The following is a 25,066-nucleotide window of genomic DNA, read 5'->3' on the forward strand; positions in this document are numbered from 1 at the left end:
GGCATCTAAAACGAAAAGAGGTGAGGAAGAATACTCTTCACTCACGCCCCTTCTGCTACGAACTGGTTTTGGACCGCTTGACCGGGACGTACAAAATTTGCCCTTGTGATACGTACAGGTCTTCTGTATGGTTCAGGCGGTACAACTGCTGCACCTGCACCCCATATTTATCGGCAATGGACTCCAGCGTGTCTCCCTGCTGTACGAAGTACATGCGCACTTTGGAAAAGGCCTCTTCCTCGTTTTTGCCGAACAGCTTCGTCAGATACAGCGCGTTCTCGTCTCTTTGGGAGTAGACCGGTTCTTCCTCTTTCTTTGGCTGCTCCTGCGGTTTGTCAGGCCGGCCAAACAGCTCCACCTGCGGCGAGGCCGGTTCCCGTTGCGGGATCTGCGGCACGGCCGGCGGCTCCTCTACAGCTGGTGTCCGCCGCATTTCCAGCTGAAACGGCTCAAACAAATCCTCTTCTTCAAAATCTGCTGTTGCAATCGGCACTTCATTTTCCTCTTCATGGTTCTCCGGTTTCCTTTCGTCCTCCTCGCACAGGCCGCTGATATACAAATCTGCCAAGAGACGCAGGCAGCCCTTTTCCGGGAGCTCATAGTCAAAGCTTTCAATGTCGACAACCAAGTCCTCAACCATATTGACACGTGAACGCGGAATGGAGATTTCCAGTGGGAAAGCATGGTACAGTTCATTTATGCCGTCATCCCGTTGCTCAATTCGGTCGACTGTCCGCACAGGAGAAAGCTCACGCAGAGAAAAGGCCGGTTCTTCTGTTTCATCGGCGAGATATTCCCCGGTCAGGAGCAATTCGCCTTTAATTACAACCTCGTAGTCCCGTTCCTGTATTGTAATGTCCGGATCAAGCGAGATGGAAAGGAGCTGCGCGACTTCCTGTCCTTTTTGAAACCATACGGATTCTTTCAGCGAGAATCGCAGTGATGCTGTCATCCGTCATTCCTCCTTTCAAATGTATGACATTACAGACTATGTGGGAAATCAGGATTTTATGTTAAAAAGCAAAAGCCAAAACCCTTTTTAGAGTGGGGCTTGCCGCAGCGCTGCAGGCACGATAACAAAAAAACACTCCCGCTATGGGGAGTGTCTGTGTGTTATCGCGCCTGCAGCTTGGCAAAGGCTGCCTCTGCCGCCGCAATCGTATGCTGGATGTCCTCATCGCTGTGCACAGTGGACAGGAACAAGCCTTCGAATTGGGATGGCGGCAGGAATACGCCCTGGTCAGCCATTTCGCGGTAGAATGCCGCGAAATACTCAAGGTCGGAGGTTTTCGCTGTCTCGTAGTTCACGACCTTCTCATTTGTAAAGAAGAAGCCGACCATAGAGCCCGCACGGTTGATGGAGTGCGGCACACCGTACCTTTCAGCCGCTGCCTGCAGGCCATTGGCCAGCATTTCCGCCTTGCGCTCAAACTCCACATAGGATTCCGGTGTCAGCTGCACCAGCGTCTCGTAGCCCGCTGCCATTGCAAGCGGGTTGCCGGACAGCGTGCCCGCCTGATAGATTGGGCCGCTCGGCGCCACCTGGGACATAATTTCCGCTTTGCCGCCATATGCGCCAACCGGCAGGCCGCCGCCGATGACTTTGCCAAGGCATGTCAAATCCGGCGTAATGCCAAAGTAGCCCTGGCCGCAGTTGTAATGAACACGGAAGCCTGTCATGACTTCATCGAAAATGAGAAGTGTGCCATGCTGTGTGGTAATCTCACGCAGGTCCTCCAGGAAGCCTGGCAGCGGCAGCACCACACCCATATTGCCGGCCACCGGCTCAATGATGACAGCCGCGATATCGGCGCCAAATTGTGCAAACGCCGCCCGTACACTTTCCATGTCGTTGTACGGAACGGTAATCGTATTGCGGGCAATGCTTTCCGGCACACCCGGGCTGTCCGGCAGGCCAAGTGTCGCAACACCTGAACCAGCCTTGATGAGCAGAGAGTCGCCGTGGCCGTGGTAGCAGCCTTCAAACTTCAAAATTTTATTCCGTCCTGTATAGCCGCGCGCCAAACGCAGGGCGCTCATGGTTGCCTCCGTGCCGGAGTTGACCATCCGCACCATTTCCATGGATGGCACACGCTCCAGTACAAGCTTCGCCATTTCAGTTTCCAGTTCTGTCGGCGCCCCGAAGCTCGTGCCTTTTTCCGCCACACGCTTCAGCGCCTCAATTACACGGTCATCCGCATGGCCGTGAATGAGCGGCCCCCAAGAAAGCACATAGTCGATGTACTCATTGCCGTCGATATCATAAATCTTGGAGCCCTTGCCGTGGCTCATGAAAATCGGGCTCATGCCGACCGCGCGGAAAGCGCGGACCGGGCTGTTCACGCCGCCCGGCAGCAGCTGTTTTGCTTCCTCAAAGGCGGCGATGGACTTTTCATAGCTTCGCATACTCAATTGCTCCCTTCCCGCAGCCATCTTGCTGCATCCTTGGCAAAGTAAGTCAGAATGAGATCAGCGCCCGCGCGCTTCATGCTGGTCAGCTGCTCCAGCACGATTTCCTTCTCGTTAATCCAGCCGTTTTGCGCAGCTGCTTTGACCATGGAATATTCGCCGCTGACGTTATAAGCAACAACAGGCAGATTGAAGTTATTTTTCACATCGCGAATGATATCCAGGTAGGACAGAGCTGGTTTTACCATAAGGAAATCTGCTCCTTCGCGTACATCGGACTCCGCTTCACGCAGCGCCTCCAGACGGTTGGCCGGATCCATTTGATAGGCTTTGCGGTCGCCGAACTTCGGAGAGCTGTGCGCCGCATCACGGAATGGCCCGTAGTGTGCGGAAGAGTATTTTACCGCATAAGACATGACCGGCACATGCGCGAAGCCATTCTCATCCAGTGCATGGCGGATTGCCGCCACGAAGCCGTCCATCATGTTGGAAGGAGCAATAATATCCGCGCCTGCCTTGGCCTGGCTTACCGCTGTCTTTGCCAGCAGCTCCAATGACTCATCATTTTCAATGACACCATCACGGATGACACCGCAATGGCCATGGCTGGTGTACTGGCACAGGCATGTGTCGGCAATGACCACGAGCTCAGGGAAGTTTTCTTTAATTTGCCCGATCGCACGCTGTACGATGCCGTGCTCGCAGTATGCGGAAGAGCCAACCTCATCCTTCTCAGCCGGCACACCGAATACGATGACGGAACGAATGCCAAGGCCCACTACCTCCTGCATATCCGCATTCAACAGATCCAATGAAATTTGGTCCACGCCCGGCATGGACGCGACTGCATTGCGTTTATTTTCGCCTTCTACGACAAAAATCGGATAGATGAAGTCCTCTGTATGTAAATGTGTTTCTCTTACCAATGCGCGCATGCTTGCCGTTTGACGCAAACGGCGGTGGCGCTGAAACTGCAATCCGCTCATGCTTTCCATCTCCAATTCTGATTAAGATACCCGTTCGGCCAGGGCCGCCAGCAAGCCTTCCACCGTATACTCGGATGGCACAACCACAGAAGGAAAATACTTAACTGCCGCGCGCTCCGTCACCGGGCCGATACAACCAATTGTACACTTTTTTGTCCACTGTCTCCAGTTTGTGCCTTCAAGCAGGGAAACAAACGCCTCTACCGCCGAAGGGCTGGTAAACGTCAGCATATCTGCCCCTCCATCCTGCAGCACATGAATCAGTTCTTCTCTCATTGCCATATACGGCTTTGTCTCATATACAACCAGCTCGTCCACCGGCACACCCTGCCGGCGCAAGCCTGCCGCAATCACATCACGGGCCAAATCGCCGCGCGGAAACAGGATGGCCTCCCCGGGCTTCATCAGAAGAGAAAACTCCTGTAAAAAGGCTTCTGCAACAAACTCCTGCGGCACAAAGGCAACAGAGTGGCCGTATGCTTCCACAGCCAGCTTTGTTTTGCTGCCTACTGCGGCAATCCGCATATGCTCCGGCAGGAACGGCGCACCCGCAAAAAAGTGCCGCACCGCATTTTGGCTTGTAAAAATAAGCCAGCTGTACTTCCCGAAGGACAGCTGAGAGAGTTGAGCCGGCACAATATGCAAAAGAGGCAGCTCCACCGGAACGCCGCCCCAATTCTGAATGGCTGCCGCCATCGCTTTTGTCTGCCCCTTCGGCCGCGTAATCACAACCCGCTTGTGCAAAAGAGGAGCAGTCATCTTACTGCTGCTCCTTCACTTCGTCAATCAGCTGCTTCGCGCCGCGCTCCAGCAAAAGCTGTGCTGCCTGCTCACCGATCTGCTGTGGATCTGTCCCGCGGACAACCTCCTTCAGCAGAATAGAGCCGTCCTTGGAACCTACCAATGCCGTCAGCTCCAGTCCGCCATCCTCCTGCAATGTCGCATAGCCTGCAATCGGCACCTGGCAGCCGCCCTCCAGCTTATGCAGGAATACCCGCTCCGCTGCCACTGTGCGCTCTGTTGCCGTATCGTTAAACTGCTGCAGCGCTGCCAACAGCTCTGCATCATCTGCACGGCACTCAATCGCCAATGCCCCTTGGCCGACTGCAGGTACGCACACGTCTGTTTCCATATAGTTCGTGATGACATCCTCAGCCCAGCCCATGCGCTTCAGGCCGGCTGCCGCCAGCACAATCGCATCATAGTTCTCTTCCTTCAGCTTGCGCAGACGCGTGTCAATATTGCCGCGGATCCACTGAATCTCCAAATCCGGGCGCGCTGCCAGCATTTGCGTGCTGCGGCGGAGACTGCTCGTGCCGACAACGGATCCGGCCGGCAGCTCAGAGAAGGTTTTGCCGCTTTCGGAAATTACAACATCCCGCGGATCCTCCCGCTTTGGCACACAGCCGATTGTCAAGCCCTCCGGCAATACGGCCGGCATATCCTTCATGCTGTGAACCGCCATATCGATTTCTTTATCCAACATGGCCTGTTCAATTTCCTTTACAAACAGACCCTTGCCGCCCACCTTCGAAAGCGTAACGTCCAGGATCACATCTCCCTTTGTCACAATTTCTTTCACTTCAAACTCGTATGGCAGACCGAGATTCTTCAGCTGCTGAATGACCCAGTTCGTCTGCGTTAAAGCAAGCTTGCTTTTTCTGGAACCTACTACAATTTTGCGCATATGTTTTCTCTCCTATGAATGCCAGAAATGGAATGAAGACAGGCTTGTGAACAAGAAGATATTAATGAGCATCACAAGAAACGCCCCTACATTCCAGCTGGCAATGTTCTTCCCCTGCAGTCTATCGGAAGCCCGCAAATAAATGCCGGCAGTGTAAATGACCAATACAATAAAGGACCCTACTACCTTCGGGTCATACAGATGAAAATTCTCGAGCTTCAAATACCCCCACAAGCAGCCAAGCGAAATGGCCAACAGGAAAAAAGGAACAGAGAAGAGGTTCAGCATGTGTGACATCTGGTCCAGCCTGGACAGATTGCCCAGACGGCGCAAACGCGCATTCCACTTCTTCTGCTTCAGCAGCCGATACTGCAGCAGGTACATGACAGAAAAAATAAAGGAAACGGTAAAGGCTGCATAACAGGCAATCGCCATGCCGACGTGCACATACACAAGTTCGGACAAAAGGCGGTTGGCCAGCACGGGCGGCGCCTTGCCAAGCGGCGTGAAAATAGAGAAGGCGCTGACAATAAAAGCGAGCACATTTGTAAAAAACACAAGAAAATCCACCCGCAGCAGCCGATTAATGACCAGAGACAAGCCAATCAGCACCCACACATAGAAATACACGCCCGAGACAAGCGTCAGCACAGGGCTGGTCTCCGTCTCCACCGCACGCATGACGATAAACACCGTATGCAGAATCCAAACAATGGAAAGTAACCAAAAGGCAATCCGATTCACCCTTTGGTTACTTTGAAAATAATCTATGAAATACAGACTGACGCTGCACGCATACAAGATGATGGCAACGTGATAAACAAGGCTGTTATTCAGCAGTTCCATCTGCGGCCCAACCTATACAGAAAGCTTTCCAGCAGCGGTGATATATTGCAGTTGCTCCCGCTTTGCTTCATACCCTTCCACTTCTTCATCAGCAGACAAGCCGAAGATTTTTGCAAACAGGTCCAGCTTTTCCGGCGCATTTTCTTCTGCAGCCAGCTCCTTCGCAACCAAGATCGGATCCTTCAACAGCTGATTGATGATGCTTTTTGTATGCTTGCTGATGACCTTCCGCTCCCGCTCTGTCAAGTTCGGGATTTTGCGTTCGATGCTTTGCATGGTTTCGCTTTGGATGGATAATGCCTTGTCGCGCAGCGCGGAAATCAGCGGTACCACACCAAGTGTATTCATCCAGGCCTTGAACACCACGATCTCTTCTTCAATCATGACTCCGATTTTCTCGGCTTCCTTCAAGCGCTCTTCCTTATTCGCTTCCACCACACCCTGCAGATCATCAATGTCATACAGGAATACGCTGTCGAGTTCTCCGATGGCTGGATCCAAATCACGCGGCACCGCAATGTCCACCATAAAGATCGGACGGCCCCGGCGCACTCTTTCTACCTTTGCCATCATATCTTTAGTGATAATATACTGCGTTGCGCCGGTTGAGCTGATTAGAATGTCCGCCTCAATGAGCGCACACTGCAACTCGGACATTTGCTTCGCTTGTCCGTTGTATTTATCAGCTACCGCTTCTGCTTTGGCAAAGGTGCGGTTCATGACTGTCACTTGACCCACACCACTTCCATGCAAGTTCTGCAGGGCGAGGTCTCCCATCTTCCCGGCGCCAAGCACCAGCACATGGCACTCACGCAAATCTCCGAAAATCTTTTTGGCCAGTTCAACCGCAGCGTAGCTTACCGACATCGCATTGCCGCCAATGGCTGTCTCGGAATGGGCGCGCTTCGCCAGTGTAACCGCCTGCTTGAACAGTTCATTGAACACCGTGCCTGTTGTATGCGCCTGCTGCGCTGTCAGGAAGCTGGAGCGCACTTGGCCCAAAATCTGCGTTTCCCCGACCACCATGGAGTCCAGACCGCATGCAACCCGGAACAGATGCTCCGTGGCATGGTCATCTTCACGCATGAACAGATACGGAGAAACCTCTTCTATTGGAAGCTGAAACCAATCAGCTAAAAATTTCTTAATATAATAACGGCCCGTATGCAATTGATCCACAACAGCATAAATCTCCGTTCGGTTGCATGTCGATACAATTACATTTTCCAGCACGCTTTTTTGCAGCTGCAGCTGCAGCATTGCCTGTTCTAAATCCGTCTCCTGAAATGACAGCTTCTCGCGAATCTCTACAGGGGCTGTTCGATAGTTAACGCCAACAACAAGAACATGCATGTAATAAAACCCCCTTTTCCCGATTTGTTCACCTATCCTCTATAATAATACAATTTCCCCCGCATAAATCTGACAAAACTGTGAACATGCTGCCTTGTCAGATTCACCCTTTCAAAATATAGCCTATCACAAGTGCAAGATACTCTATCTTGTACGTTATCAAAAAAGGTGGGGAGAATCAAGCAATGGAAACTATTCCACAGCGCAAAAGCGACAGAATTCGCTGCCTGCATATGCAGAATCTGTCAGTATTTCCCGCAAGAGAAGTGTTTGCCTAAAGTCCTCTCCTTATTCCTGCAAGAGCTTCGGCACATAACAAAAAAGGACCCTGCCTATGGCAAGATCCTCAACAGTATCAGCTTGTCGTGTTGTTGCCCAATCCCGCAAAACGATAAATGGCTTTCCAGGCCTCGTCTTTGCCAAGGCCCGTTTCAGAGGAGAATAATACAATCTCATCTCCCTCGGCAATATCAAGGGCTTCCTTCACAACCTTGAGATGCTTCTGCCATTTGCCCTTCGGGATTTTATCTGCCTTTGTTGCCACAACAATGACAGGAATTTCATAATGCTTTAAAAAGTTGTACATCATGACATCGTCATTGGTCGGCTCATGGCGCAAATCCACAACCAGCACAGTCGCTTTCAGCTGCTCACGGGTTGTGAAATATGTCTCAATCATCTTCCCCCAGGCCTCGCGCTCTGTCTTGGATACCTTCGCATATCCATAGCCAGGCACATCCACAAAGTGGATGATATCATTGATCAGGAAGAAGTTGAGCGTTTGCGTTTTCCCCGGCTTGGAGGAAATCCGGGCCAGGCTCTTTCTGTTTAAAATCTTGTTGATAAATGAGGACTTTCCGACATTTGAGCGGCCTGCCAGCGCAATCTCCGGAAGATTTCCCTCCGGATACTGCGCCGGTTTGACCGCGCTTATGACGATGTCTGCTTTTGTTACCTTCATTGTTTCACTCCTACTAATGCATGCTGCAGCACCTCATCCAAATGAGAAACAAAGACAAACTGCAGATTCTCTTTGACGGAATCCGGAATATCATCCAAATCCTTCTCATTGTCAGCCGGCGCAATTATCTTCTTCAAACCGGCCCGGTGCGCACTCAGTGTCTTTTCCTTTAAACCGCCGATTGGCAGGACCCGTCCGCGCAGTGTAATCTCTCCGGTCATGCCGACCTCTCTGCTGACCGGGCGCCCTGTAAGTGCCGAAATCAGGGCTGTTGCCATTGTAATGCCCGCTGAAGGTCCATCCTTCGGCACAGCTCCTTCCGGCACATGTATATGGATATCATTTTTCTCGTGAAAATCCGGGTCAATGTCCAGCTCCGCCGCACGGGAGCGGATATAGCTGAAGGCTGCCTGCGCAGATTCCTTCATAACATCTCCCAGCTTCCCAGTCAATGTCAGGCGTCCTTTGCCCGGATATACGGATACCTCAATGGCCAAGGTATCACCGCCGGCTGTTGTATATGCCAGCCCCGTCGCCACACCAACCTGGTCCTCTGCTTCCGCTTCGCCGTAGCGGAATTTGCGCCGGCCAAGGAATTCCTGCAGGTTCTTTTCCGTCACGACAATGCGTTTCCGCTCTTCCGTCACAAGAATGCGCGCCGCTTTGCGGCAGACCGCAGCCAGTTGGCGCTCAAGCGTCCGTACGCCTGCTTCTCTTGTATAGTATCGGATAATCTCCAAGAGCGCATCTTCGCGCACCTGCAGCTTCCCTTTTGCCAGCCCATGCTCCTGAATCTGCTTTGGCAGCAGGTGATCACTGGCGATATGTACTTTCTCAAGCTCCGTATAGCCGGCCAGAGAAATGAGCTCCATCCGGTCTAAAAGCGGCCCTGGGATGGTCGCCAAGGAATTGGCTGTCGCCACGAACATTACCTTGGACAGGTCATACGGCTCTTCAATGTAGTGGTCGCTGAAGTTATGATTTTGCTCCGGATCCAGCACCTCAAGCAGCGCCGCTGACGGATCGCCCCGGAAGTCATTCGACATTTTATCAATTTCATCCAGCAGGAACACCGGGTTGATGGATTTTGCCTTTTTCATTCCCTGAATAATGCGGCCCGGCATGGCGCCGACGTATGTACGGCGGTGGCCGCGCACTTCGGATTCATCCCGCACGCCGCCAAGGGAAACCCGGACAAAATTGCGGTTCAGCGATTTTGCAATGGAACGGGCCAACGAGGTTTTCCCTACTCCGGGAGGCCCCACCAGGCAAAGGATCGGCCCTTTCAGCGAACGTGTCAGCTTCTGTACCGCCAAATACTCCAGCACACGCTCTTTTACCTTTTCCAGACCGAAATGGTCTTCATTTAAAATGCGCTCAGCACGGCGAATATCCAAAATATCCTCCGTCGCCTCTGTATAAGGAAGGGCCAGCAGCCAATCCATATAATTCCGGATGACACTGCTCTCAGCCGAGCTTGCCGGCAGCTTCTCATAGCGGTCCAGCTCGCGCAGGGCTGTCTCCTTCATGCTTTGCGGCATGCCGGATTCTTCAATGCGCCCGCGCAGTTCCTCTACTTCGCCGCCCTTTCCTTCCTTCTCGCCCAGCTCCTTCTGGATGGCCTTCATTTGCTCACGCAGGAAGTATTCCTTTTGCGTCCGTTCCATGGACTTCTTCACCCGCTGGCCAATCTTCTTCTCCAGGTTCAGCAGCTCCTGCTCATTTTGGATGAGGGAAATCAACAGCTGCAGACGCTCCTTGACGTCAAAGACCTCCAGAATGTCCTGCTTCTCCTTCATCTTCAAGGGCAGATGGGAAGCAACTAAATCCGCAAGACGGCCCGGCTCCTCCACATCCACAACCGTAGCAAAGGTTTCATTGGAGACCTTCTTTGACAGCTTGATGTACTGCTCAAAATGCTCAATGAGAGAGCGCATGAGCGCCTTCTCCTCCATATCGCCTTCCGCAGTTTCCTCGTACACGGAGATTCTCGCGTTGGCGATGCTTTCTTCATCAATCAGTTCAAGCAGCTCTGCACGGTTGAGCCCTTCCACCAGCACACGGATTGTGCCATTGGGCAGCTTCAGCATTTGCTTGACCTTAGCAAGTGTACCCACTGTATACAAATCTTCCTGTGCCGGCTGATCCAAGTTCACGTCCCTCTGGGTAACAAGAAAAATAAGATTATCCTCCAGAGCAGCCTGCTCCACTGCCCGAATAGATTTTTCGCGTCCTACATCCAGATGAAGCACCATGGTCGGATATACGAGTATGCCGCGCAGCGGCAGGAGGGGAACGATCTTTTCGTTCTGCTTCATATGTGTATAGCACCTCCAATTCTTTGTCTGTTCAACTATTGTATATTACACTAGAAGCTTTACGCAATTCCGTTGGCTTCATGCGTGAAAAAGAAAGGCCTTTTCTTACCATAAAAAAGACAAAAAAGCAAAAAGCGACTCCGCTCAAGCGGGAGCCGCTTGAGCGGAGTCAAACTTTCTATACAGAACGCGCCTCATCGTCAAGATGCAGAGGTGCAGCATCCTGATATAGAGAGGTGTCCTGCGGAACAAATGCATGAGCAAACACTTCCTGCACATGGCGGACCGGCACAATTTCGATGCCCTCAATGGAAAATAAAATCGGCTGCATGTTTTCGGCAGGAATAAGAACCTTTTTTGCGCCTGCCTTCTGGGCTGCCTTCACCTTGGCGTACACACCGCCAACCGGCCTTACTTCTCCATGAATACTGATTTCCCCGGTCATCGCAACATCATTGCGTACATACAAGCCCTGCACGGCAGAATATACGCCGGTTGCGATGGCAATGCCGGCTGAAGGACCATCCACTGGTGCGCCGCCCGGGAAGTTGATATGCAAGTCATATCCAGCTGGATACAACCCAAGCGAACGGAGCACCGTTGCCACATTCTCAACAGAGCCCTTGGCCATACTCTTGCGGCGGATGGACTTCGTCTGCGTGCCGATGCTTTCTTCCTCGACAATCCCCGTTACAATAACAGAGCCTTTCCCCTCCGCCGGAATGGCTGTTACTTCGATGTCCAGCAAGGCCCCCATGTTCGGCCCAAAGACAGCCAAGCCGTTGACCAGCCCGATGCGCGGAATTGGGTATACACGCTTTTCATACTTTGGCGTCAGTTGGCTCGAATGGATGACCCATTCAATGTCTTCATCCTTAATAAAGGCACGTTCATCATTAATGGCCATGCCCGCCGCGATTTGCACCAGATTGATGGCTTCCCGCCCGTTGCGGGCATACTTGCCAACCATGGACAAGGCATTCCTGCTGATTTCCAGATTAACCCGGTTTGCTGCATTTTGGGCCACTGCTTCAATTTCGGCTGTATCCAGTTCGCGGAAAAAAACCTCCAGACAGCGGGAACGGATGGCTGGCGGAATTTCATCAGGCGAACGCGTTGTGGCGCCAACCAGCCGGAAGTCCGCCGGCAGGCCATTTTGAAAAATGTCATGAATGTATGTAGGAATCATCGTATTCTCTTCACTATAATAGGCACTTTCCAAAAATACCTTTCGATCCTCCAGCACCTTCAGCATCTTATTCATCTGAATCGGATGCAGTTCCCCTATCTCATCAATGAACAGGATTCCGCCGTGCGCATCCGTGACAGCTCCTTTTTTCGGCTGCGGAATGCCGGCTTGCCCCATTGCCCCGGCTCCCTGGTAAATCGGATCGTGCACGGAGCCAATCAACGGGTCGGCGATGCCGCGCTCATCAAACCGGGCTGTGGTGGCATCCAGCTCCACAAACACGGAGGAAGCCCGGAATGGAGACTTCGGATTCTTCTTTGCCTCCTCCAGCACGAGACGCGCTGCGGCCGTTTTCCCGACTCCCGGCGGCCCATAGATGATGACGTGCTGCGGGTTCGGGCCACACAATGCCGCCTTCAGCGAGCGGATTCCGTCCTCTTGTCCGACGATATCAGCAAATGAAGCCGGACGTACCCGCTCCGCCAATGGTTCTGTCAGAGAAATGGTCCGCATCTTGCGGAGCTGCTCCATTTCTTTGCGCGATTCTTTATCAATGGATATTTTTTGTGTCCGTTGGCTGCGCAGCAAATGCCAAAAGTAAAGGCCGACGATAACGCCGAAGGCCAATTGGATGAGTAGGATTACGTTCGTCCAGCTCATGCTTGATCCCTCCCAAACCCTTCATAGTTTTATTTATTAGTATCTCCGGGTTGGAAGGGTGCTAAACATTTTCCAGTCAGGCAGATGCAGCAGACAGGCTGGATGGGGCCCGCCAAATAAAAACAGGAGGCCTGTTCAAATAGCCTCCTGTTGGTGTTATGCGGATGTTTTCGTGCCTTGCTCCAGAATCGTGCCGTCGTGAAGCACCAGCTTGGCTGGCGCGTTGTCGACTACCGTCTCCTTCGAAATGATGCACTTTTCAATATCATCGCGGGATGGCAGCTCGAACATCACGTCGAGCATCATGCCCTCGATGATGGAGCGGAGACCGCGCGCACCCGTCTTACGCTCAATTGCCTTTTTCGCAATCTCCAGCAAAGCGCCTTCTTCAAACTCAAGCTCGACATCATCCAGCTCAAGAAGCTTCTGGTATTGCTTCACCAATGCGTTTTTCGGCTTTGTCAGAATCTCCACCAGCGCTGCTTCATCCAGCTGCTCCAGGTTTGCAATAACCGGCAAACGGCCGATAAATTCTGGAATTAGGCCGAACTTCAGCAGGTCCTCCGGCAGAACATGGGACAATACCTTTTCATCGTCGAACTGATTCTTTTTGTCGGAACCGAAGCCGATCACCTTGCGGCCGAGACGGCGCTTGATGATTTGCTCGATGCCGTCAAACGCACCGCCGCAAATGAACAGAATATTTGTTGTGTCGATTTGGATGAACTCCTGATGCGGATGCTTGCGGCCGCCCTGAGGAGGCACGCTTGCCACTGTTCCTTCCAAAATCTTCAGCAGCGCCTGCTGTACGCCTTCACCGGACACATCACGGGTAATGGATGGGTTCTCAGACTTGCGCGCCACCTTATCAATTTCGTCGATGTAGATAATGCCTTTTTCAGCCTTCTCCACATCATAGTCGGCTGCCTGGATGAGCTTCAGCAGAATGTTCTCCACGTCTTCCCCCACATAACCGGCTTCCGTAAGAGAAGTGGCATCTGCGATTGCAAACGGTACATTCAGAATACGCGCCAATGTCTGCGCAAGAAGCGTTTTTCCGCTTCCTGTCGGCCCAATCAGCACGATGTTGCTCTTGGAGAGCTCCACATCGTCAATCTTGCTGTTGGAGTTGATGCGCTTGTAGTGGTTATATACCGCCACCGCCAAAGCCTTCTTCGCCTGGTCCTGCCCGATGACATACTCATCGAGAATTTCACGGATTTCTGTCGGCTTCGGCACATCCTTGAATTCCACTTCTTCGTCTTTTGCCAATTCCTCCTGCACAATCTCTGTGCACAATTCAATGCATTCATCGCAAATATAAACGCCCGGTCCTGCTACAAGCTTACGCACCTGCGTCTGTGTCTTGCCGCAAAAGGAACACTTCAGTTGCCCTTTTTCATCATTAAATTTAAACATACCTTCACACCCCTTAGAGAGAGCTAGAAACAGTACTCGCCATATGTAGAGTAAAATTTACTACCTTATGTAACTACATATTATGTCACCATACACCCGGAAATACAAATGATATGACCGGGTATATTTTGGAAGCCCGGCGCCGACTTAAAATATGTATATTCTATACACAGAAGCGGTTTTCCTGCCGCCTCGGTGAAATGATTATAAAACAAGGCACGATCAAAGAGTCGCGCCCTGTTCATATGTTATGTTATGCAGTTTTGCTGTTTTCTACTAGGAAGTTTACGGCATTGCGGATCTTCAGGTCTTCTGTTACACCTTCCAGATTGCCAAGCGCTTGCTTCACAGCATCAACAGGCATGTTGTACATGTCTGCCATCTTTTGTACTTCTTCGTTCACTTCTTCTTCTGTCACTGTGATATTCTCAGCTTCGATGATTGCTTCAAGAACAAGGTTTGTCTTCACGCGGCCTGCCGCATCCTCTTGCATTTGGCCTTTCAGAGCAGCTTCATCAGTGCCTGTGAACTGGTAGTACAGCTCCAGGTTCATGCCTTGTGCCTGCAGGCGCTGTTCGAACTCACGCAGCATGCGGCCAAGCTCTGTCTCAACCATTGCTTCCGGAATGTCAACAGTCGCATTGGCAACTGCCTTTTCCACCGCATCGTTTTGCAGCTTGTTTTCAGCGTCAGCTTTCTTTGCCGCTTCCAGATCAGCGCGCAGCTTCGCCTTCAGCTCGTCCAAAGTGGAAACTTCTTCATTCACGTCTTTAGCGAACTCATCATCAAGTGCAGGCAGTTCCTTTGCCTTGATTTCGTGGACAGTTACCTTGAATACTGCCGGCTTGCCAGCCAGATCAGCAGCATGGTACTCCTCTGGGAATGTTACTTCCACGTCCTTGGATTCGCCAGTCTTCAACCCTACCAACTGTGCTTCAAAGCCCGGGATAAATGTGCCGGAGCCGATTTCCAAAGAGTAGTTCTCGCCTTTGCCGCCCTCGAATGCCACGCCGTCAACGAAGCCTTCGAAGTCGATAACAGCTGTGTCGCCTTCTTCTGCCGCGCCTTCTTCTTTTACAACAAGCTCAGCTTGGCGCTCTTGCAGACGTGTCAGTTCAGCATTTACATCCTCATCAGTCACAGTCTCATCAAGCTTTTCCAGTTCAAGGCCTTTGTACTCGCCAAGCGTTACTTCCGGCTTTACTGTTACCTTCGCCTTGAATACAAGCGCCTTGCCTTTTTCCATTTGCTCAATGTCGATCTCAGGGTGAGCAACCGGGAAGATGCCAGTTTCTTCAACTGCTTGAGAGTATGCCTCAGGCAGAATGATATCCAGTGCATCTTGGTACAGAGATTCTACACCAAAGCGCTGTTCGAACAATGGACGAGGCATTTTACCTTTACGGAAGCCTGGTACGTTCACTTGCTGAACAACCTTTTTGAATGCAGCATCAATTGCTTTTGTTACTTGCGCAGCTTCTACCTCTACAGTCAGAACGCCAACGCTACCTTCTAATTTTTCCCATTTTGCAGCCATTTATTCTTTCCCTCCAACGATAAAAATGAATCGGATGGTTGTCCGAGAATCATCTTAATACAATAATAAGCAAACAGCGCGCTGCTTTGCCTGTTCACTCCAAAAAAGGCACAATACACCTTTTACAACCCTTACATTATAACATAGAATATTGCTGTTTCAACATGAGGGCTCATTCTTTTTGCTAGACAGGCAGTGTCCCGCTGCGTTCCACACATAGAAACACCTCGTGGGCCTTCAGCACCTCAGACACCTCTGCGCCGTAGCTGCCCGCAATCCGGGCTGCGTCCGCAAATCCTTCAAAGCGTTCTCCTCCCACCATTTCCAGAACGGCAGCCCATACCGATGGCTGGGCAGGCTCCGGCTGGAACGGAAAGAACACATACAGCATCTCATACCAGTAGGAAGACAGCGCTTCATACATAGAAGGGTTCTTCATGCCAAGCCTTCGCTCAAGCAGATTCAGCACCTCTTTGGCAAACTCGCCCTCTGCTGCCGGCTGCAGCTCACGCGGCACAACCGCCATGACTTCCCCAAACTTCGCAACCACAATTTCCTCTTGAATCCCGCCATCCATGAGCGCATGCAGAATTACGGATTTCACATACGGATGCTTCGTGTCATCCTCGAGGAAGGTGCGCAAAAATGAAAAAGCATGTACCTTCCCGCACTGTCTCAGCTCCTGCAGGGCCTGCAGCTGCTTCATTGCATCATATCCCTGAAACACCGCATGCAGTGCCTCATCCTCATCCATGGAAGCTTCCGGCGCTTCCTGCTGCAGCTTTCGGGCAAATGACTGCAGCGACTGCAGCCGCTCCGCCTGCTCCAGAGATAAACCGCCCTCGAGCAGCACCGGGATGACCTTCGCAATTTCTCCATACTCATGCAGCTGCACGAGCAGTGTTATGTACATTTCCGCCGTATCCGCAAAGGTTTCAGAAGCCGTTTCCATCAGCTGTTCGCAACGCTCCCGCGCCTCGCGCAGCTGATGCAGCTCCATCAAACAAACAACCTCGGCAAACGCGGAGCGCTCGTCCTCCATACCGTGGCAGCGCAGCTGCTCAAAGCATTCCAGCGCCTCGGTGAAATCCTGATTGTGCAGCGCTTCAAAGCCCTTATCCCGCAAGAGATCCGAGAGGTTTGGAAACAATACGACTGTTTTTTCTTTTTGTTCCATGCCGTTTCCTCTCTTCACAGGTTTATACACTTATTTGTAAATATAACAAACCAGTCATGAAAACACAACTTCTGGCACATTTTACATCCTGCAAGGTGCATATACAGGGCAAAAAGGCGGCACACAAACAGCCGCCTTGCGTCAACGGTATTCAATCGGCACTCCAACCGGTACATCAAACAGCCAAAGAAGCCCCACCGTAATTGGGATGCTGAGGACATATGCCAATAATGGCCGTTTATGATGCAGCGCGAGCATCATAAACATGACAGCGTCAAAGGCAACGGACCAGCCAAGGTTCCAGCCGTAGCTGTAAATAATATTCCCGCGCATAACAAGAATCAGCTCAATCACAGCATATACAGCAATCCAAAAGCCGATATACAGCCCCCGCCGCCTCAGGCTCCCCTGAAATGGATAACGCACCAGAAACATAAGCGCAGTGCCGGGAAACGTAATAAATGTGTAGATGAGTTCAGTCGTGGAATGATTGGTTAGAAAATCAGGGCGGAGCTGCCAAAGCAAATAACGGGTGCACAAAAAATTATAGGTGAGGTTGCCAATGGCAATATACTGCATGGTCGGCAGAAACTGCCGCCACCGCACATAATCCTTGCGTATCCAGACGTATATAATGGTGATGATTCCTAAGAGTAGATGCACACTGTTCACCCTTGCTTTGCTGATTTCGTTCCAATCCCTCTGTCTGCTTTTCCAAGATTCACCTTTATAATGTAGGCAGACAGACTGTGTTCTATGCAGTTCCTCCTTCAAAAATCTGTATAATGTTAAAAAGAGATATCCTATAGGCTCAAGCGGAAGATTAGGAAATGTCCCGGAAGTTGGAAGCAAACTTAACATGACTTTGTTGTTGATTTGCCGGGGGTTCTATGCGAAGGGTCAATGATTTGTTATGTATCTTTGGGTCTAAATCATCCGTTGATATTTCCCCTATAGAAAACCTGCCTTAAAATGGCATTACCTGACCCCATAAAAGCTGTTAAAGTAGACACGGCAGAACAACGTCCCCATAATTAGAATCATAGCTGTATATTGGTGAAAAAGGGACAAGGAAAGGAGGACTTCCATGCTTGCAGTCTTACTAGTCGTCATTTTGCTGTTTTGGCTTCTCGTGGGCGCACAATTAGTGCCGGGATTGTATAGGCTGGAGAATTTGGAGCATGTCCAAACCACTTCAGCAGAACCTTTTGTATCCGTCATCATTGCGGCCCGAAATGAGGAGGCTGCCATTGAGAGTGCTCTTCGCAGCCAGGTCGCCCAACGCTATCAGCATGTAGAGTGGATTGTTGTCAACGACCGGTCCACGGACCGGACAGGGGACTTGCTGGAGCGTTTTTCAGCCAGCAACCCGAGAATCCAGCCGATTCACGTGAAGCAGCTGCCAAACGGCTGGCTTGGCAAAAACCATGCCCTGTATACAGGATACCAGCATGCCAAAGGGGATTTGCTGTTGTTCATGGATGCGGATGTCCTTATGGAGCCGGATTGTTTGCAGAAGGCTGTCAGCTACCTGTCTTCCGAGCAGGCTGACCACATCACCGTGCTGCCAAACCTCACCGCAAGTGGCATATGGCTCACTTCTTTCATCGGACACTTCCTCTTTAGCTTCACTTATCTTATACGCCCCTGGAAAGCAAATGATGACCATTCAAAGGTCGGTCTCGGAATCGGCGCCTTCAATCTCATCGCGAAAACAGCCTATGAGAAAATGGGAACCCACAAAGCCATCCGGATGCGGCCTGACGACGACCTGCAGTTGGGGATGAAGGTGAAAGAAGCTGGTCTGAGGCAGAGGGTGGTCTCCGGTTCTGCCATGCTGCGTGTCCATTGGTACAGCACATTGCGCGAAGCATTCATCGGTTTGGAGAAGAATACCTTTGCCGCCTACAACTACAGATTGTGGCTGGTTGCATTTTCCATCACCGCTCTCTTCTTGTTTCACGTGCTGCCTTATCTCGCTTTGCTGTTTTCCTCAGGGCTGCAGCAGCTGTTCAGCCTTGGGTCAGTACTGGCCATCTCCTTGCTCTATGGAATTACACTGAAGAAAACAACAGCCTATTCCTTATTCCATGTCCCGCTTTTCCCCTTTGCAGCTGCCTTGTTGATTTGCTCAATCGTTCGAACAATGATTTTGGTTTTCAAACGGGGCGGGATTGTTTGGAGAGGGACACTGTATTCCTTAAGGGAGCTTAGGGAGCAGCAAAACAAGTAAATGCTTTGCATACCGGCAACTGATTTCCGGCTGCGTCAAAACAACCATCTGCCTCGCCAAGATCAGGCAGATGGTTGTTTTGACGCGCCTTCACCGCCATTTTAACACGATCCAGGAGTTCCAGCTTTGCGCGAACCCGGTTCGTAATCTCCCCGTCTCAAGTAAACCATTATTTACCACGTGACTTATGAGTAATTTCCCCTTTAATCTATTGAAGTGTACATCTTACTTGCCGGAGGACCGTTACCTTGAAAAAAGAAAGATTAATAGAAATTGAGATATTGCGCGGACTGGCATTTTTAGCTGTTGTATTTCAGCATGTCATGGCCGGCCTGTTCTACAAGCCTGAGGTAGGCCCCTTCTCTATTGTGGCCGGAACGACCTTCCTGGGCCTGACGCGCTTTGCCGTGCCATTGTTTGTGTTTATTTCCGGTGTTGTTTTATTTTATAACTACCAACACAAGGTCAACTACAAAGCCTTTCTGCAAAAGCGCTTTGTCCAAATTTTTGTTCCATATTTCTTCTGGACAGTGTTCTATTATGCGTGGGTCAGCTTCCTGAGCGGCTTCGCTGCCTCCACCCTGCTGCAGGAAATCAAGAAAATGGCTGCGTTTTCCTTTACCGGCACAGCCTCTTATCATCTGTGGTTCATTGTCATGCTGATTCCGTTTTACTTCCTCTTCCCGCTGTTTCAGCGCCTGCTGTCATCGCAAAGAGGCTTTCGTGGAAACGCTATCATTTTGGCGGTGGCGTTTGTGTTGAACTTCGGGCTTGTCTACGCGCTGTCGAAGGGCATGCTGAACACACCTAATCCGCACTTTGCGTTTTTTGTAAAATATCTGGACCGCAATTTCATCTTTTGGGTGTTCTACTTCCTGCTTGGAGGCTTTGCAGGACTGTATTACGAGAAGTGGAAGCTGTTTGTGCGCAAAGCCTTTCTTCCGAGCCTGGTGCTCCTTGGGGTTTGTGTGTATATAATCTGCTCGGATATTGTGGCGGTGATGGGGTCTGTAATGGAAGATCACTATATTCGGAGCGCCGGCATAACCGGACCGCTACAGCCCTTCATGATGCTTACCATTTTGCTGCAGCTCATAGTGATTTTTGCGCTGGCGGAAAAGCTCACAGCATTCAAATCGGCAGCAACCGATATGCTGCATACATTTGGGAAGTACTCATTTGGCGCTTATCTCACTCATGCTTTTGTACTGCACTACACGAATAATTTTGTCTCGTTTTACCTCCATTCTGCGCATGTGTTCATCCAGCTGTTTGTATCGTTCGTTGCATGCTCGCTGCTGAGCCTCGGAGCTTGTGTGCTGTTAAGCAGAACAGAGCTTTCATTTGGCGAGGTTACAGTAGGAAAGGTATAAGACGGCTGAAAGAGTCCTTCGGGGCTCTTTTTTCGCATGTTGGAAGATAAAACTACACATAAGGGAACGAGGAGCCAGCAGCATGGTTCGTGTGCAAGGCCACCCCTGTCAATCACTCAGGCCGGATCGTGATAGCAGCCGTCCGGATGCTTTATGAATCAGCCGCTACTTGATTTTGGTCTGTACAGCAATCCTTCTCCAACACCAAGGCTCCGCCTCCCCAATTCAAACATCTTACACTCTTTTCTTTCCAGCAAAAACAAAAAACAACCTCTCAGCATGTCTAAGCTTCGGTTTTAACCGATGGACTTAAACAAACCAAGAGGCTGTTTCATTGGGCTTCATTGCCCATTCTTAGGACGTCCCAGGAGAGATTCGAACTCCCGACCGACGGCTTAGAAGGCCGTTGCTCTATCCTGCTGAGCTACTGGGACATATTAAAAATGAATAGTGGAGCGGGTGATGGGAATCGAACCCACGACCAGAGCTTGGAAGGCTCTTGTTTTACCACTAAACTACACCCGCACAATAGTATTGCGATGTAGCATCATATCGACAATTATCATTATATGCGGTGCTGTCCGTAATGTCAACGGAATTTCACAGGGTCAGAGAAAAAATCTCTAACCCAGCGAAAATTCCTGCTGTGCGACAACGTTCCCATTGAGCTCCCGGAACTGGACCTGAATTACGCCGTTCTTGCACTCCAACAGAGCGTATGTCTTCTCCTTGCGCCCGCGCGGCAGAAGAATGCTGCCCGGGTTCAACAGAAGCACGCCATTGATCACTTCCGCCCCCAATACATGCGAGTGGCCGAAGCAGGCCACCCGCGCACCTTGCTCCATCGCCTTATACAGAAGCGTCTGCAGCGTCATTTTAATGTTATACAAATGGCCGTGTGTTACGAAAAAACGCAGCCCGCCCGCTTCTGTTATAATCTCGTTCGGAAAGCTGCCGCGCCAGTCGCAATTGCCCCGCACTACCGTATATCCCGCCAATGCTTCGTCAGCTTCGCCGAGCTCTGAATCACCGCAATGAATCATGAGCTCCGCCTCCTGCTGATGCAAAGCCTTCAGCTGCTCCAGTTCAGCAGTTGAGCCATGGCTGTCACTTACAATGAGCACCTTCATTTCAATCCCCCACTACCATTCCAGCTTTTCGCGGCCGGCCTTCTCAGCCTGAACCGGGAACCACTCCGCAATTTTCTGCTCCAGCTTGTGCAGCGCCCTTGCACGGTGGCTGATTTCATTTTTTTCAGCCGGTGTGAGCTCCGCCATCGTTTTCTTCTTCTCTGTCACATAAAAAATCGAATCGTAGCCGAAGCCGCCGGTGCCGCGCGGCTCTCTTACAATCTCCCCCTCACACGTGCCATTGACGATGAATGTCTTTTGATCCGCATTGGGAAAAGCGACTGCCAATGCGCAGTAAAAGCGGGCTTTCCGCTTATCCTCGGGGACAATCTCCATTTCCTTCAGCACCTTCTGCAAATTCGCCTCGTCGTTTTTTTCTTTTCCGGCATAGCGGGCTGACCAAACGCCGGGCTGGCCGCTCAGGGCATCGACAATGAGGCCGGAGTCATCAGCAATGACAATCTCGCCAAGATGCCCGCATAAATGCTCCGCCTTTAAAATGGCATTCTCCTCGAATGTATCTCCCGTTTCCTCCGCCTCCTCGATGTGCGGATAATCGTGGAGCGTCTTCACCTCTAAGCCGTAGCGTGAAAACAGCTGCTCAAACTCCCGGGCTTTGCCCATGTTTTTCGTTGCGATTACTACCTGCTTCATAGTCCCACAGCCCTTATCCCTGAATTTTTGCCGCCACGTCGCCGAGTACGTCCTTTTGATAAGCCACAAGCTGTCCAATTCCATGCTCAGCCATCTCAAGCAGGCTGTTCATCTGCTCTCTTGTGAAGGTCGCTTCTTCCCCTGTGCCCTGCACCTCGACAAATTGGCCTTTTCCTGTCATTACGACATTCATGTCCACCTGTGCCTGTGAGTCTTCTATGTAGTTCAAGTCCAACACGACACCTGTATGTTCCACCACACCAACAGAGGTGGCTGCCAAGTAGTCATGCACAGGCATTGTATTCAGCTTGCCAATGTCCATAAGCTTTTGGAAGGCCAGCACCATGGCCACATAGGCACCGGTAATAGATGCCGTTCTTGTACCGCCGTCCGCTTGAATGACATCACAGTCAATCCACACTGTTTTTTCGCCAAGCGCCTTCAGGTCCACCACAGCCCGCAATGCCCGGCCGATAAGCCGCTGAATTTCCATGGTCCGCCCTGTTACCTTGCCTTTACTGGATTCTCTGATATTGCGCTGTTCCGTTGCCCGCGGCAGCATGGAGTATTCAGCTGTAATCCAGCCCTTGCCCTCTCCGCGCATGAATGGCGGAACCCGGTCTTCAATGCTCGCTGTACAAATTACCTTTGTATCTCCCACCTCAATCAGCACAGACCCTTCCGCGTGCTTCAAATAATGCGGGGTTATGTGGATGCGGCGCAGCTCATCCGGCTGTCGTCCGTCTGCTCTCATATGAAAAACCTCCTTGCGAATCTACAGCTAGTATAGCCAAGTCTGAAATGCTCTTATGTATAGAAAAGAAAGAAGGGGAACCCTGTCCCCTTCTGCACTAGTATAGCAAGTCTGGCTGGCAAATGATAGCTTTCATGCACTCAGAAGCTTCCCGTGTTCACATTTTGCGGACGGGATACAGGCTTGGTCAGCTTCTCGCCCTTCTCTGTCAGCAGATCCGATTTGCCATTTACTTGAATGGCCACACCTTCAATGCCGCGCTGTTCTGTCAAGGAAAGAACAAGCGAATTCAGCACGTGATCGGAAATGATATTCTTGCCGACGCTGCCGTAAATATTTTCGTTGAAGTTGAGCGTAACCTTGCCGTTTTCAAACTTCGGATCGCTGATCAGGCGGGCATCCGAGTTGAATTCGCTCACCAGTGTGGAACGGTGGGAAGGCCCCTTCACCAGCTCCTGAATCACCGCTTTCACTTTATCATCCGTGTCAGCTGCAATGCGCCGTGTAACCGGCACATAGTAGACCTGCTTGTTATTCTGTGCCACAAAGTAGAGCGTGACCGGCTTTGTATTCATGACATCCGCCACTTGCTCATCATCAAAGTTGATGCCATCCGCGCGGCTCAGGCCATTTACTGGCGTGTTGTTGACAGGCATCTTTGCCACATCCTGGCCGTTGATGCGCAGCTTCACCTGCTTGACTCCTTTAAATTGCGTCAGTGTCCAAGTAATGGACTCCACAATTTTGCGCTCTTCTTCCTTCTTGTACTTCTTGAAATCATCAGAGAAGTCCGCCACGGCTGTGCCATCCTTAATGTCCACACCTTTTACCACCGTATTGGCCGGCAGCACAGCCTGGAAGCCATTCGGCAGCAGATTGGACACCGGGCCATCCTTCACTAAGTACTCCAGCGCCTGCTTCATATAGGCATTGCCCTGCGCCGCCGGCAGCTCCACCGTTTGCGGCACAACATATCCGTTTTTATCCATGAGATACAGCTCGCGCTTCACCATCTCTGTTTTCTTATCAGCCTGCGCGTTTTCTTTCGTCTTTGTCTGGGCGGCATCCTTACTGCCCTCCGATACCTTGACCGGCGGATCAATCGTCTCACTCGCCTTTTCTTGTCCAAACATGCCACAGCCCGTCAGCAGCACCGAGCCTGTGGCCACCACAGCAGCCCACTTCAATGCGGTTTTACGCATACTTTCCCCTCCTCAGGCGGTTTGTACTACTATGTATACGAGCCTCCCTCCCATTTAGACCAGCTTGTTTAAAGAAAAGCGGAGGGGGCTCGCCCGGCTCACCGAAGGAAAGGTTCCCCGGCCGAAAAGGCGCTTTTTGCCTTTTTGTGCCGGGGGTTCTTCCCTGGCAGTGAGCCAGCCCCCGCAGCTGGACATGAAGAAAAGCGAAAGCAGCCCGCTTAGCCATCCGAAGGGAAGGTTCCCCGGCCGCCAAAGCTCCATTCACACAAAAAAAAGCTCCCTGCCAAGAGGGAGCTACAATTCAATATGCTGGACATTTTGGATGGGCTGTCCAAACCACTTGGAGGCAATTTCCTTGAATTTGTCGGCAGCACCTGTCGTCAAAAACAAGTGCTCTTCCCGGCGCTTTCCCTTGTTCAGCAGCCCGCTGTGGTACAGAATCGTACTCACTTCCCGGGCCGTTTCATCACCTGAGCTGATCAAGCGTACCGCATTGCCCATAACGTCCTGAATGACCGGCCCGAGGATCGGATAGTGTGTGCAGCCGAGGATGAGCGTGTCGATCTGTGTATGCTGCAGCGGCGCCAGCGTTTGCTTCACCACCTCGTAAGCCCGTTGGTCCTCAAACTCCCCATTCTCCACAAGCGGCACAAAGGGCGGGCAAGCAAGGCTTTCCACCTGCACATCGCTATTGATGGATTTTAAAGCATACTCATATGCCTTGCTCTCAATCGTCCCAATTGTGCCGATTACGCCGACACGATGATTGTCCGTCATTTTAATCGCGGTGCGCGCTCCCGGATGAATCACCCCGATCACCGGAATGCCAAGCTCCTCCTGCATTTCCTCCAGCACCACGGAAGTGGCTGTATTGCAAGCAATTACCAGCATTTTTATATCCTGCGCCAGCAAATAGTTGGTCATCTCCCAAGTGAACTGCCGTACTTCCTCCCGCGGACGGGGACCATACGGACATCTTGCTGTATCTCCTAAATAAATAATCCGCTCCTTCGGCAGCTGCCGCATCATTTCTCTCGCAACCGTCAAGCCGCCGACGCCCGAATCAATAACACCAATTGCTCTGTTCAAACCATCGCCCCATTTGCTCTATATGTTGGCATGTGATATGAAGGATGAGCCGAAGCCGGCCGGCATCCCCGAGGTTCGTTACCCTCTAA

General features: G+C 51.3%; 21 protein-coding genes and 2 tRNA genes. 2 read left to right on the forward strand and 21 right to left on the reverse strand.

Annotated elements, in window-relative coordinates; all coding sequences use genetic code 11:
* Positions 1-55: 55 nt before the first annotated feature.
* The 14 genes from spoVID to NK662_RS02165 all read right to left on the reverse strand — a co-directional run bounded on the left by spoVID (position 56) and on the right by NK662_RS02165 (position 17,205).
* The gene (gene spoVID / locus NK662_RS02100) at positions 56-952 is read right to left on the reverse strand and encodes a stage VI sporulation protein D (RefSeq protein WP_254756861.1); all 897 of its coding nucleotides are present in this window, start codon (positions 950-952) and stop codon (positions 56-58) included.
* Between the two features lie 161 nt (positions 953-1,113).
* Positions 1,114-2,406, reverse strand: a complete 1,293-nt coding sequence (hemL, locus tag NK662_RS02105) for a glutamate-1-semialdehyde 2,1-aminomutase (protein WP_254756863.1) — start codon at positions 2,404-2,406, stop codon at positions 1,114-1,116.
* 2 nt (positions 2,407-2,408) lie between these two features.
* Positions 2,409-3,395 (reverse strand): porphobilinogen synthase, encoded by a 987-nt coding sequence (gene hemB / locus NK662_RS02110; protein ID WP_254756865.1) that lies wholly within the window; start codon positions 3,393-3,395, stop codon positions 2,409-2,411.
* A 21-nt stretch (positions 3,396-3,416) separates the two neighbouring features.
* Complete coding sequence (locus NK662_RS02115; RefSeq protein ID WP_254756867.1) at positions 3,417-4,154, reverse strand: uroporphyrinogen-III synthase; 738 nt, start codon at positions 4,152-4,154, stop codon at positions 3,417-3,419.
* 1 nt (position 4,155) lies between these two features.
* Entirely contained in the window at positions 4,156-5,082 is a 927-nt protein-coding gene (hemC, locus tag NK662_RS02120) for a hydroxymethylbilane synthase (protein WP_254756869.1), read from the reverse strand.
* 12 nt (positions 5,083-5,094) lie between these two features.
* Positions 5,095-5,928 carry a cytochrome C assembly family protein gene (locus NK662_RS02125; RefSeq protein ID WP_254756871.1) on the reverse strand — a complete coding sequence of 278 codons (834 nt, stop codon included), beginning with the start codon at positions 5,926-5,928 and terminating at the stop codon, positions 5,095-5,097.
* A 12-nt stretch (positions 5,929-5,940) separates the two neighbouring features.
* Positions 5,941-7,281 (reverse strand): glutamyl-tRNA reductase, encoded by a 1,341-nt coding sequence (hemA, locus tag NK662_RS02130; RefSeq protein ID WP_254756873.1) that lies wholly within the window; start codon positions 7,279-7,281, stop codon positions 5,941-5,943.
* Positions 7,282-7,636: 355 nt separating this feature from the next.
* The gene (gene yihA, locus NK662_RS02135; protein WP_254756875.1) at positions 7,637-8,242 is read right to left on the reverse strand and encodes a ribosome biogenesis GTP-binding protein YihA/YsxC; all 606 of its coding nucleotides are present in this window, start codon (positions 8,240-8,242) and stop codon (positions 7,637-7,639) included.
* Complete coding sequence (gene lon / locus NK662_RS02140; protein ID WP_254756877.1) at positions 8,239-10,560, reverse strand: endopeptidase La; 2,322 nt, start codon at positions 10,558-10,560, stop codon at positions 8,239-8,241. Before lon ends, yihA begins: the two co-directional genes overlap by 4 nt.
* 178 nt (positions 10,561-10,738) lie before the next feature.
* On the reverse strand, positions 10,739-12,409 hold the full coding sequence (lonB, locus tag NK662_RS02145) for an ATP-dependent protease LonB (protein ID WP_254756879.1): 1,671 nt from the start codon (positions 12,407-12,409) through the stop codon (positions 10,739-10,741).
* Between the two features lie 156 nt (positions 12,410-12,565).
* Complete coding sequence (gene clpX, locus NK662_RS02150) at positions 12,566-13,828, reverse strand: ATP-dependent protease ATP-binding subunit ClpX (RefSeq protein WP_254756881.1); 1,263 nt, start codon at positions 13,826-13,828, stop codon at positions 12,566-12,568.
* A gap of 253 nt (positions 13,829-14,081) precedes the next feature.
* Positions 14,082-15,365, reverse strand: a complete 1,284-nt coding sequence (gene tig / locus NK662_RS02155) for a trigger factor (RefSeq protein ID WP_254756883.1) — start codon at positions 15,363-15,365, stop codon at positions 14,082-14,084.
* A gap of 184 nt (positions 15,366-15,549) precedes the next feature.
* Positions 15,550-16,542, reverse strand: coding sequence for a hypothetical protein (locus NK662_RS02160; RefSeq protein ID WP_254756885.1), 993 nt, complete (start codon positions 16,540-16,542; stop codon positions 15,550-15,552).
* Positions 16,543-16,683: 141 nt separating this feature from the next.
* The gene (locus NK662_RS02165; RefSeq protein ID WP_254756887.1) at positions 16,684-17,205 is read right to left on the reverse strand and encodes a CBO0543 family protein; all 522 of its coding nucleotides are present in this window, start codon (positions 17,203-17,205) and stop codon (positions 16,684-16,686) included.
* A 424-nt stretch (positions 17,206-17,629) separates the two neighbouring features.
* On the opposite strand from NK662_RS02165, the gene NK662_RS02170 reads away from it, so the two are divergent.
* Entirely contained in the window at positions 17,630-18,775 is a 1,146-nt protein-coding gene (locus NK662_RS02170) for a glycosyltransferase family 2 protein (RefSeq protein ID WP_254756889.1), read from the forward strand.
* 248 nt (positions 18,776-19,023) lie between these two features.
* Positions 19,024-20,148 carry an acyltransferase gene (locus NK662_RS02175; RefSeq protein ID WP_254756891.1) on the forward strand — a complete coding sequence of 375 codons (1,125 nt, stop codon included), beginning with the start codon at positions 19,024-19,026 and terminating at the stop codon, positions 20,146-20,148.
* Positions 20,149-20,508: 360 nt separating this feature from the next.
* On the opposite strand, the gene NK662_RS02180 is transcribed toward NK662_RS02175, so the two are convergent.
* The 7 genes from NK662_RS02180 to racE all read right to left on the reverse strand — a co-directional run bounded on the left by NK662_RS02180 (position 20,509) and on the right by racE (position 24,977).
* Positions 20,509-20,582 (reverse strand) — tRNA-Arg (locus NK662_RS02180).
* Between the two features lie 17 nt (positions 20,583-20,599).
* Positions 20,600-20,673 (reverse strand) — tRNA-Gly (locus tag NK662_RS02185).
* 98 nt (positions 20,674-20,771) lie between these two features.
* Entirely contained in the window at positions 20,772-21,278 is a 507-nt protein-coding gene (locus tag NK662_RS02190) for a metallophosphoesterase family protein (RefSeq protein ID WP_254756892.1), read from the reverse strand.
* 12 nt (positions 21,279-21,290) lie between these two features.
* The gene (locus NK662_RS02195; protein ID WP_254756893.1) at positions 21,291-21,932 is read right to left on the reverse strand and encodes an XTP/dITP diphosphatase; all 642 of its coding nucleotides are present in this window, start codon (positions 21,930-21,932) and stop codon (positions 21,291-21,293) included.
* Between the two features lie 13 nt (positions 21,933-21,945).
* Positions 21,946-22,686 (reverse strand): ribonuclease PH, encoded by a 741-nt coding sequence (rph, locus tag NK662_RS02200; RefSeq protein ID WP_254756895.1) that lies wholly within the window; start codon positions 22,684-22,686, stop codon positions 21,946-21,948.
* A 140-nt stretch (positions 22,687-22,826) separates the two neighbouring features.
* Positions 22,827-23,888, reverse strand: coding sequence for a GerMN domain-containing protein (locus NK662_RS02205; RefSeq protein WP_254756897.1), 1,062 nt, complete (start codon positions 23,886-23,888; stop codon positions 22,827-22,829).
* 294 nt (positions 23,889-24,182) lie between these two features.
* On the reverse strand, positions 24,183-24,977 hold the full coding sequence (racE, locus tag NK662_RS02210) for a glutamate racemase (protein ID WP_279663238.1): 795 nt from the start codon (positions 24,975-24,977) through the stop codon (positions 24,183-24,185).
* Between the last annotated feature and the right edge of the window lie 89 nt (positions 24,978-25,066).

This window comes from Ectobacillus ponti (genome assembly GCF_024294785.1).
In the GTDB taxonomy this organism is placed as follows: Bacteria; Bacillota; Bacilli; order Bacillales; family Bacillaceae_G; genus Ectobacillus; species Ectobacillus ponti.

What these genes read in the sequence shown, in the direction of transcription:
- spoVID (WP_254756861.1), bottom strand. Translation starts at nt 952, where the DNA reads ATGACAGCATCACTGCGATTCTCGCTGAAAGAATCCGTATGGTTTCAA.
- hemL (WP_254756863.1), bottom strand. Translation starts at nt 2,406, where the DNA reads ATGCGAAGCTATGAAAAGTCCATCGCCGCCTTTGAGGAAGCAAAACAG.
- hemB (WP_254756865.1), bottom strand. Translation starts at nt 3,395, where the DNA reads ATGAGCGGATTGCAGTTTCAGCGCCACCGCCGTTTGCGTCAAACGGCA.
- NK662_RS02115 (WP_254756867.1), bottom strand. Translation starts at nt 4,154, where the DNA reads ATGACTGCTCCTCTTTTGCACAAGCGGGTTGTGATTACGCGGCCGAAG.
- hemC (WP_254756869.1), bottom strand. Translation starts at nt 5,082, where the DNA reads ATGCGCAAAATTGTAGTAGGTTCCAGAAAAAGCAAGCTTGCTTTAACG.
- NK662_RS02125 (WP_254756871.1), bottom strand. Translation starts at nt 5,928, where the DNA reads ATGGAACTGCTGAATAACAGCCTTGTTTATCACGTTGCCATCATCTTG.
- hemA (WP_254756873.1), bottom strand. Translation starts at nt 7,281, where the DNA reads ATGCATGTTCTTGTTGTTGGCGTTAACTATCGAACAGCCCCTGTAGAG.
- yihA (WP_254756875.1), bottom strand. Translation starts at nt 8,242, where the DNA reads ATGAAGGTAACAAAAGCAGACATCGTCATAAGCGCGGTCAAACCGGCG.
- lon (WP_254756877.1), bottom strand. Translation starts at nt 10,560, where the DNA reads ATGAAGCAGAACGAAAAGATCGTTCCCCTCCTGCCGCTGCGCGGCATA.
- lonB (WP_254756879.1), bottom strand. Translation starts at nt 12,409, where the DNA reads ATGAGCTGGACGAACGTAATCCTACTCATCCAATTGGCCTTCGGCGTT.
- clpX (WP_254756881.1), bottom strand. Translation starts at nt 13,828, where the DNA reads ATGTTTAAATTTAATGATGAAAAAGGGCAACTGAAGTGTTCCTTTTGC.
- tig (WP_254756883.1), bottom strand. Translation starts at nt 15,365, where the DNA reads ATGGCTGCAAAATGGGAAAAATTAGAAGGTAGCGTTGGCGTTCTGACT.
- NK662_RS02160 (WP_254756885.1), bottom strand. Translation starts at nt 16,542, where the DNA reads ATGGAACAAAAAGAAAAAACAGTCGTATTGTTTCCAAACCTCTCGGAT.
- NK662_RS02170 (WP_254756889.1), top strand. Translation starts at nt 17,630, where the DNA reads ATGCTTGCAGTCTTACTAGTCGTCATTTTGCTGTTTTGGCTTCTCGTG.
- NK662_RS02190 (WP_254756892.1), bottom strand. Translation starts at nt 21,278, where the DNA reads ATGAAGGTGCTCATTGTAAGTGACAGCCATGGCTCAACTGCTGAACTG.
- NK662_RS02195 (WP_254756893.1), bottom strand. Translation starts at nt 21,932, where the DNA reads ATGAAGCAGGTAGTAATCGCAACGAAAAACATGGGCAAAGCCCGGGAG.
- rph (WP_254756895.1), bottom strand. Translation starts at nt 22,686, where the DNA reads ATGAGAGCAGACGGACGACAGCCGGATGAGCTGCGCCGCATCCACATA.
- NK662_RS02205 (WP_254756897.1), bottom strand. Translation starts at nt 23,888, where the DNA reads ATGCGTAAAACCGCATTGAAGTGGGCTGCTGTGGTGGCCACAGGCTCG.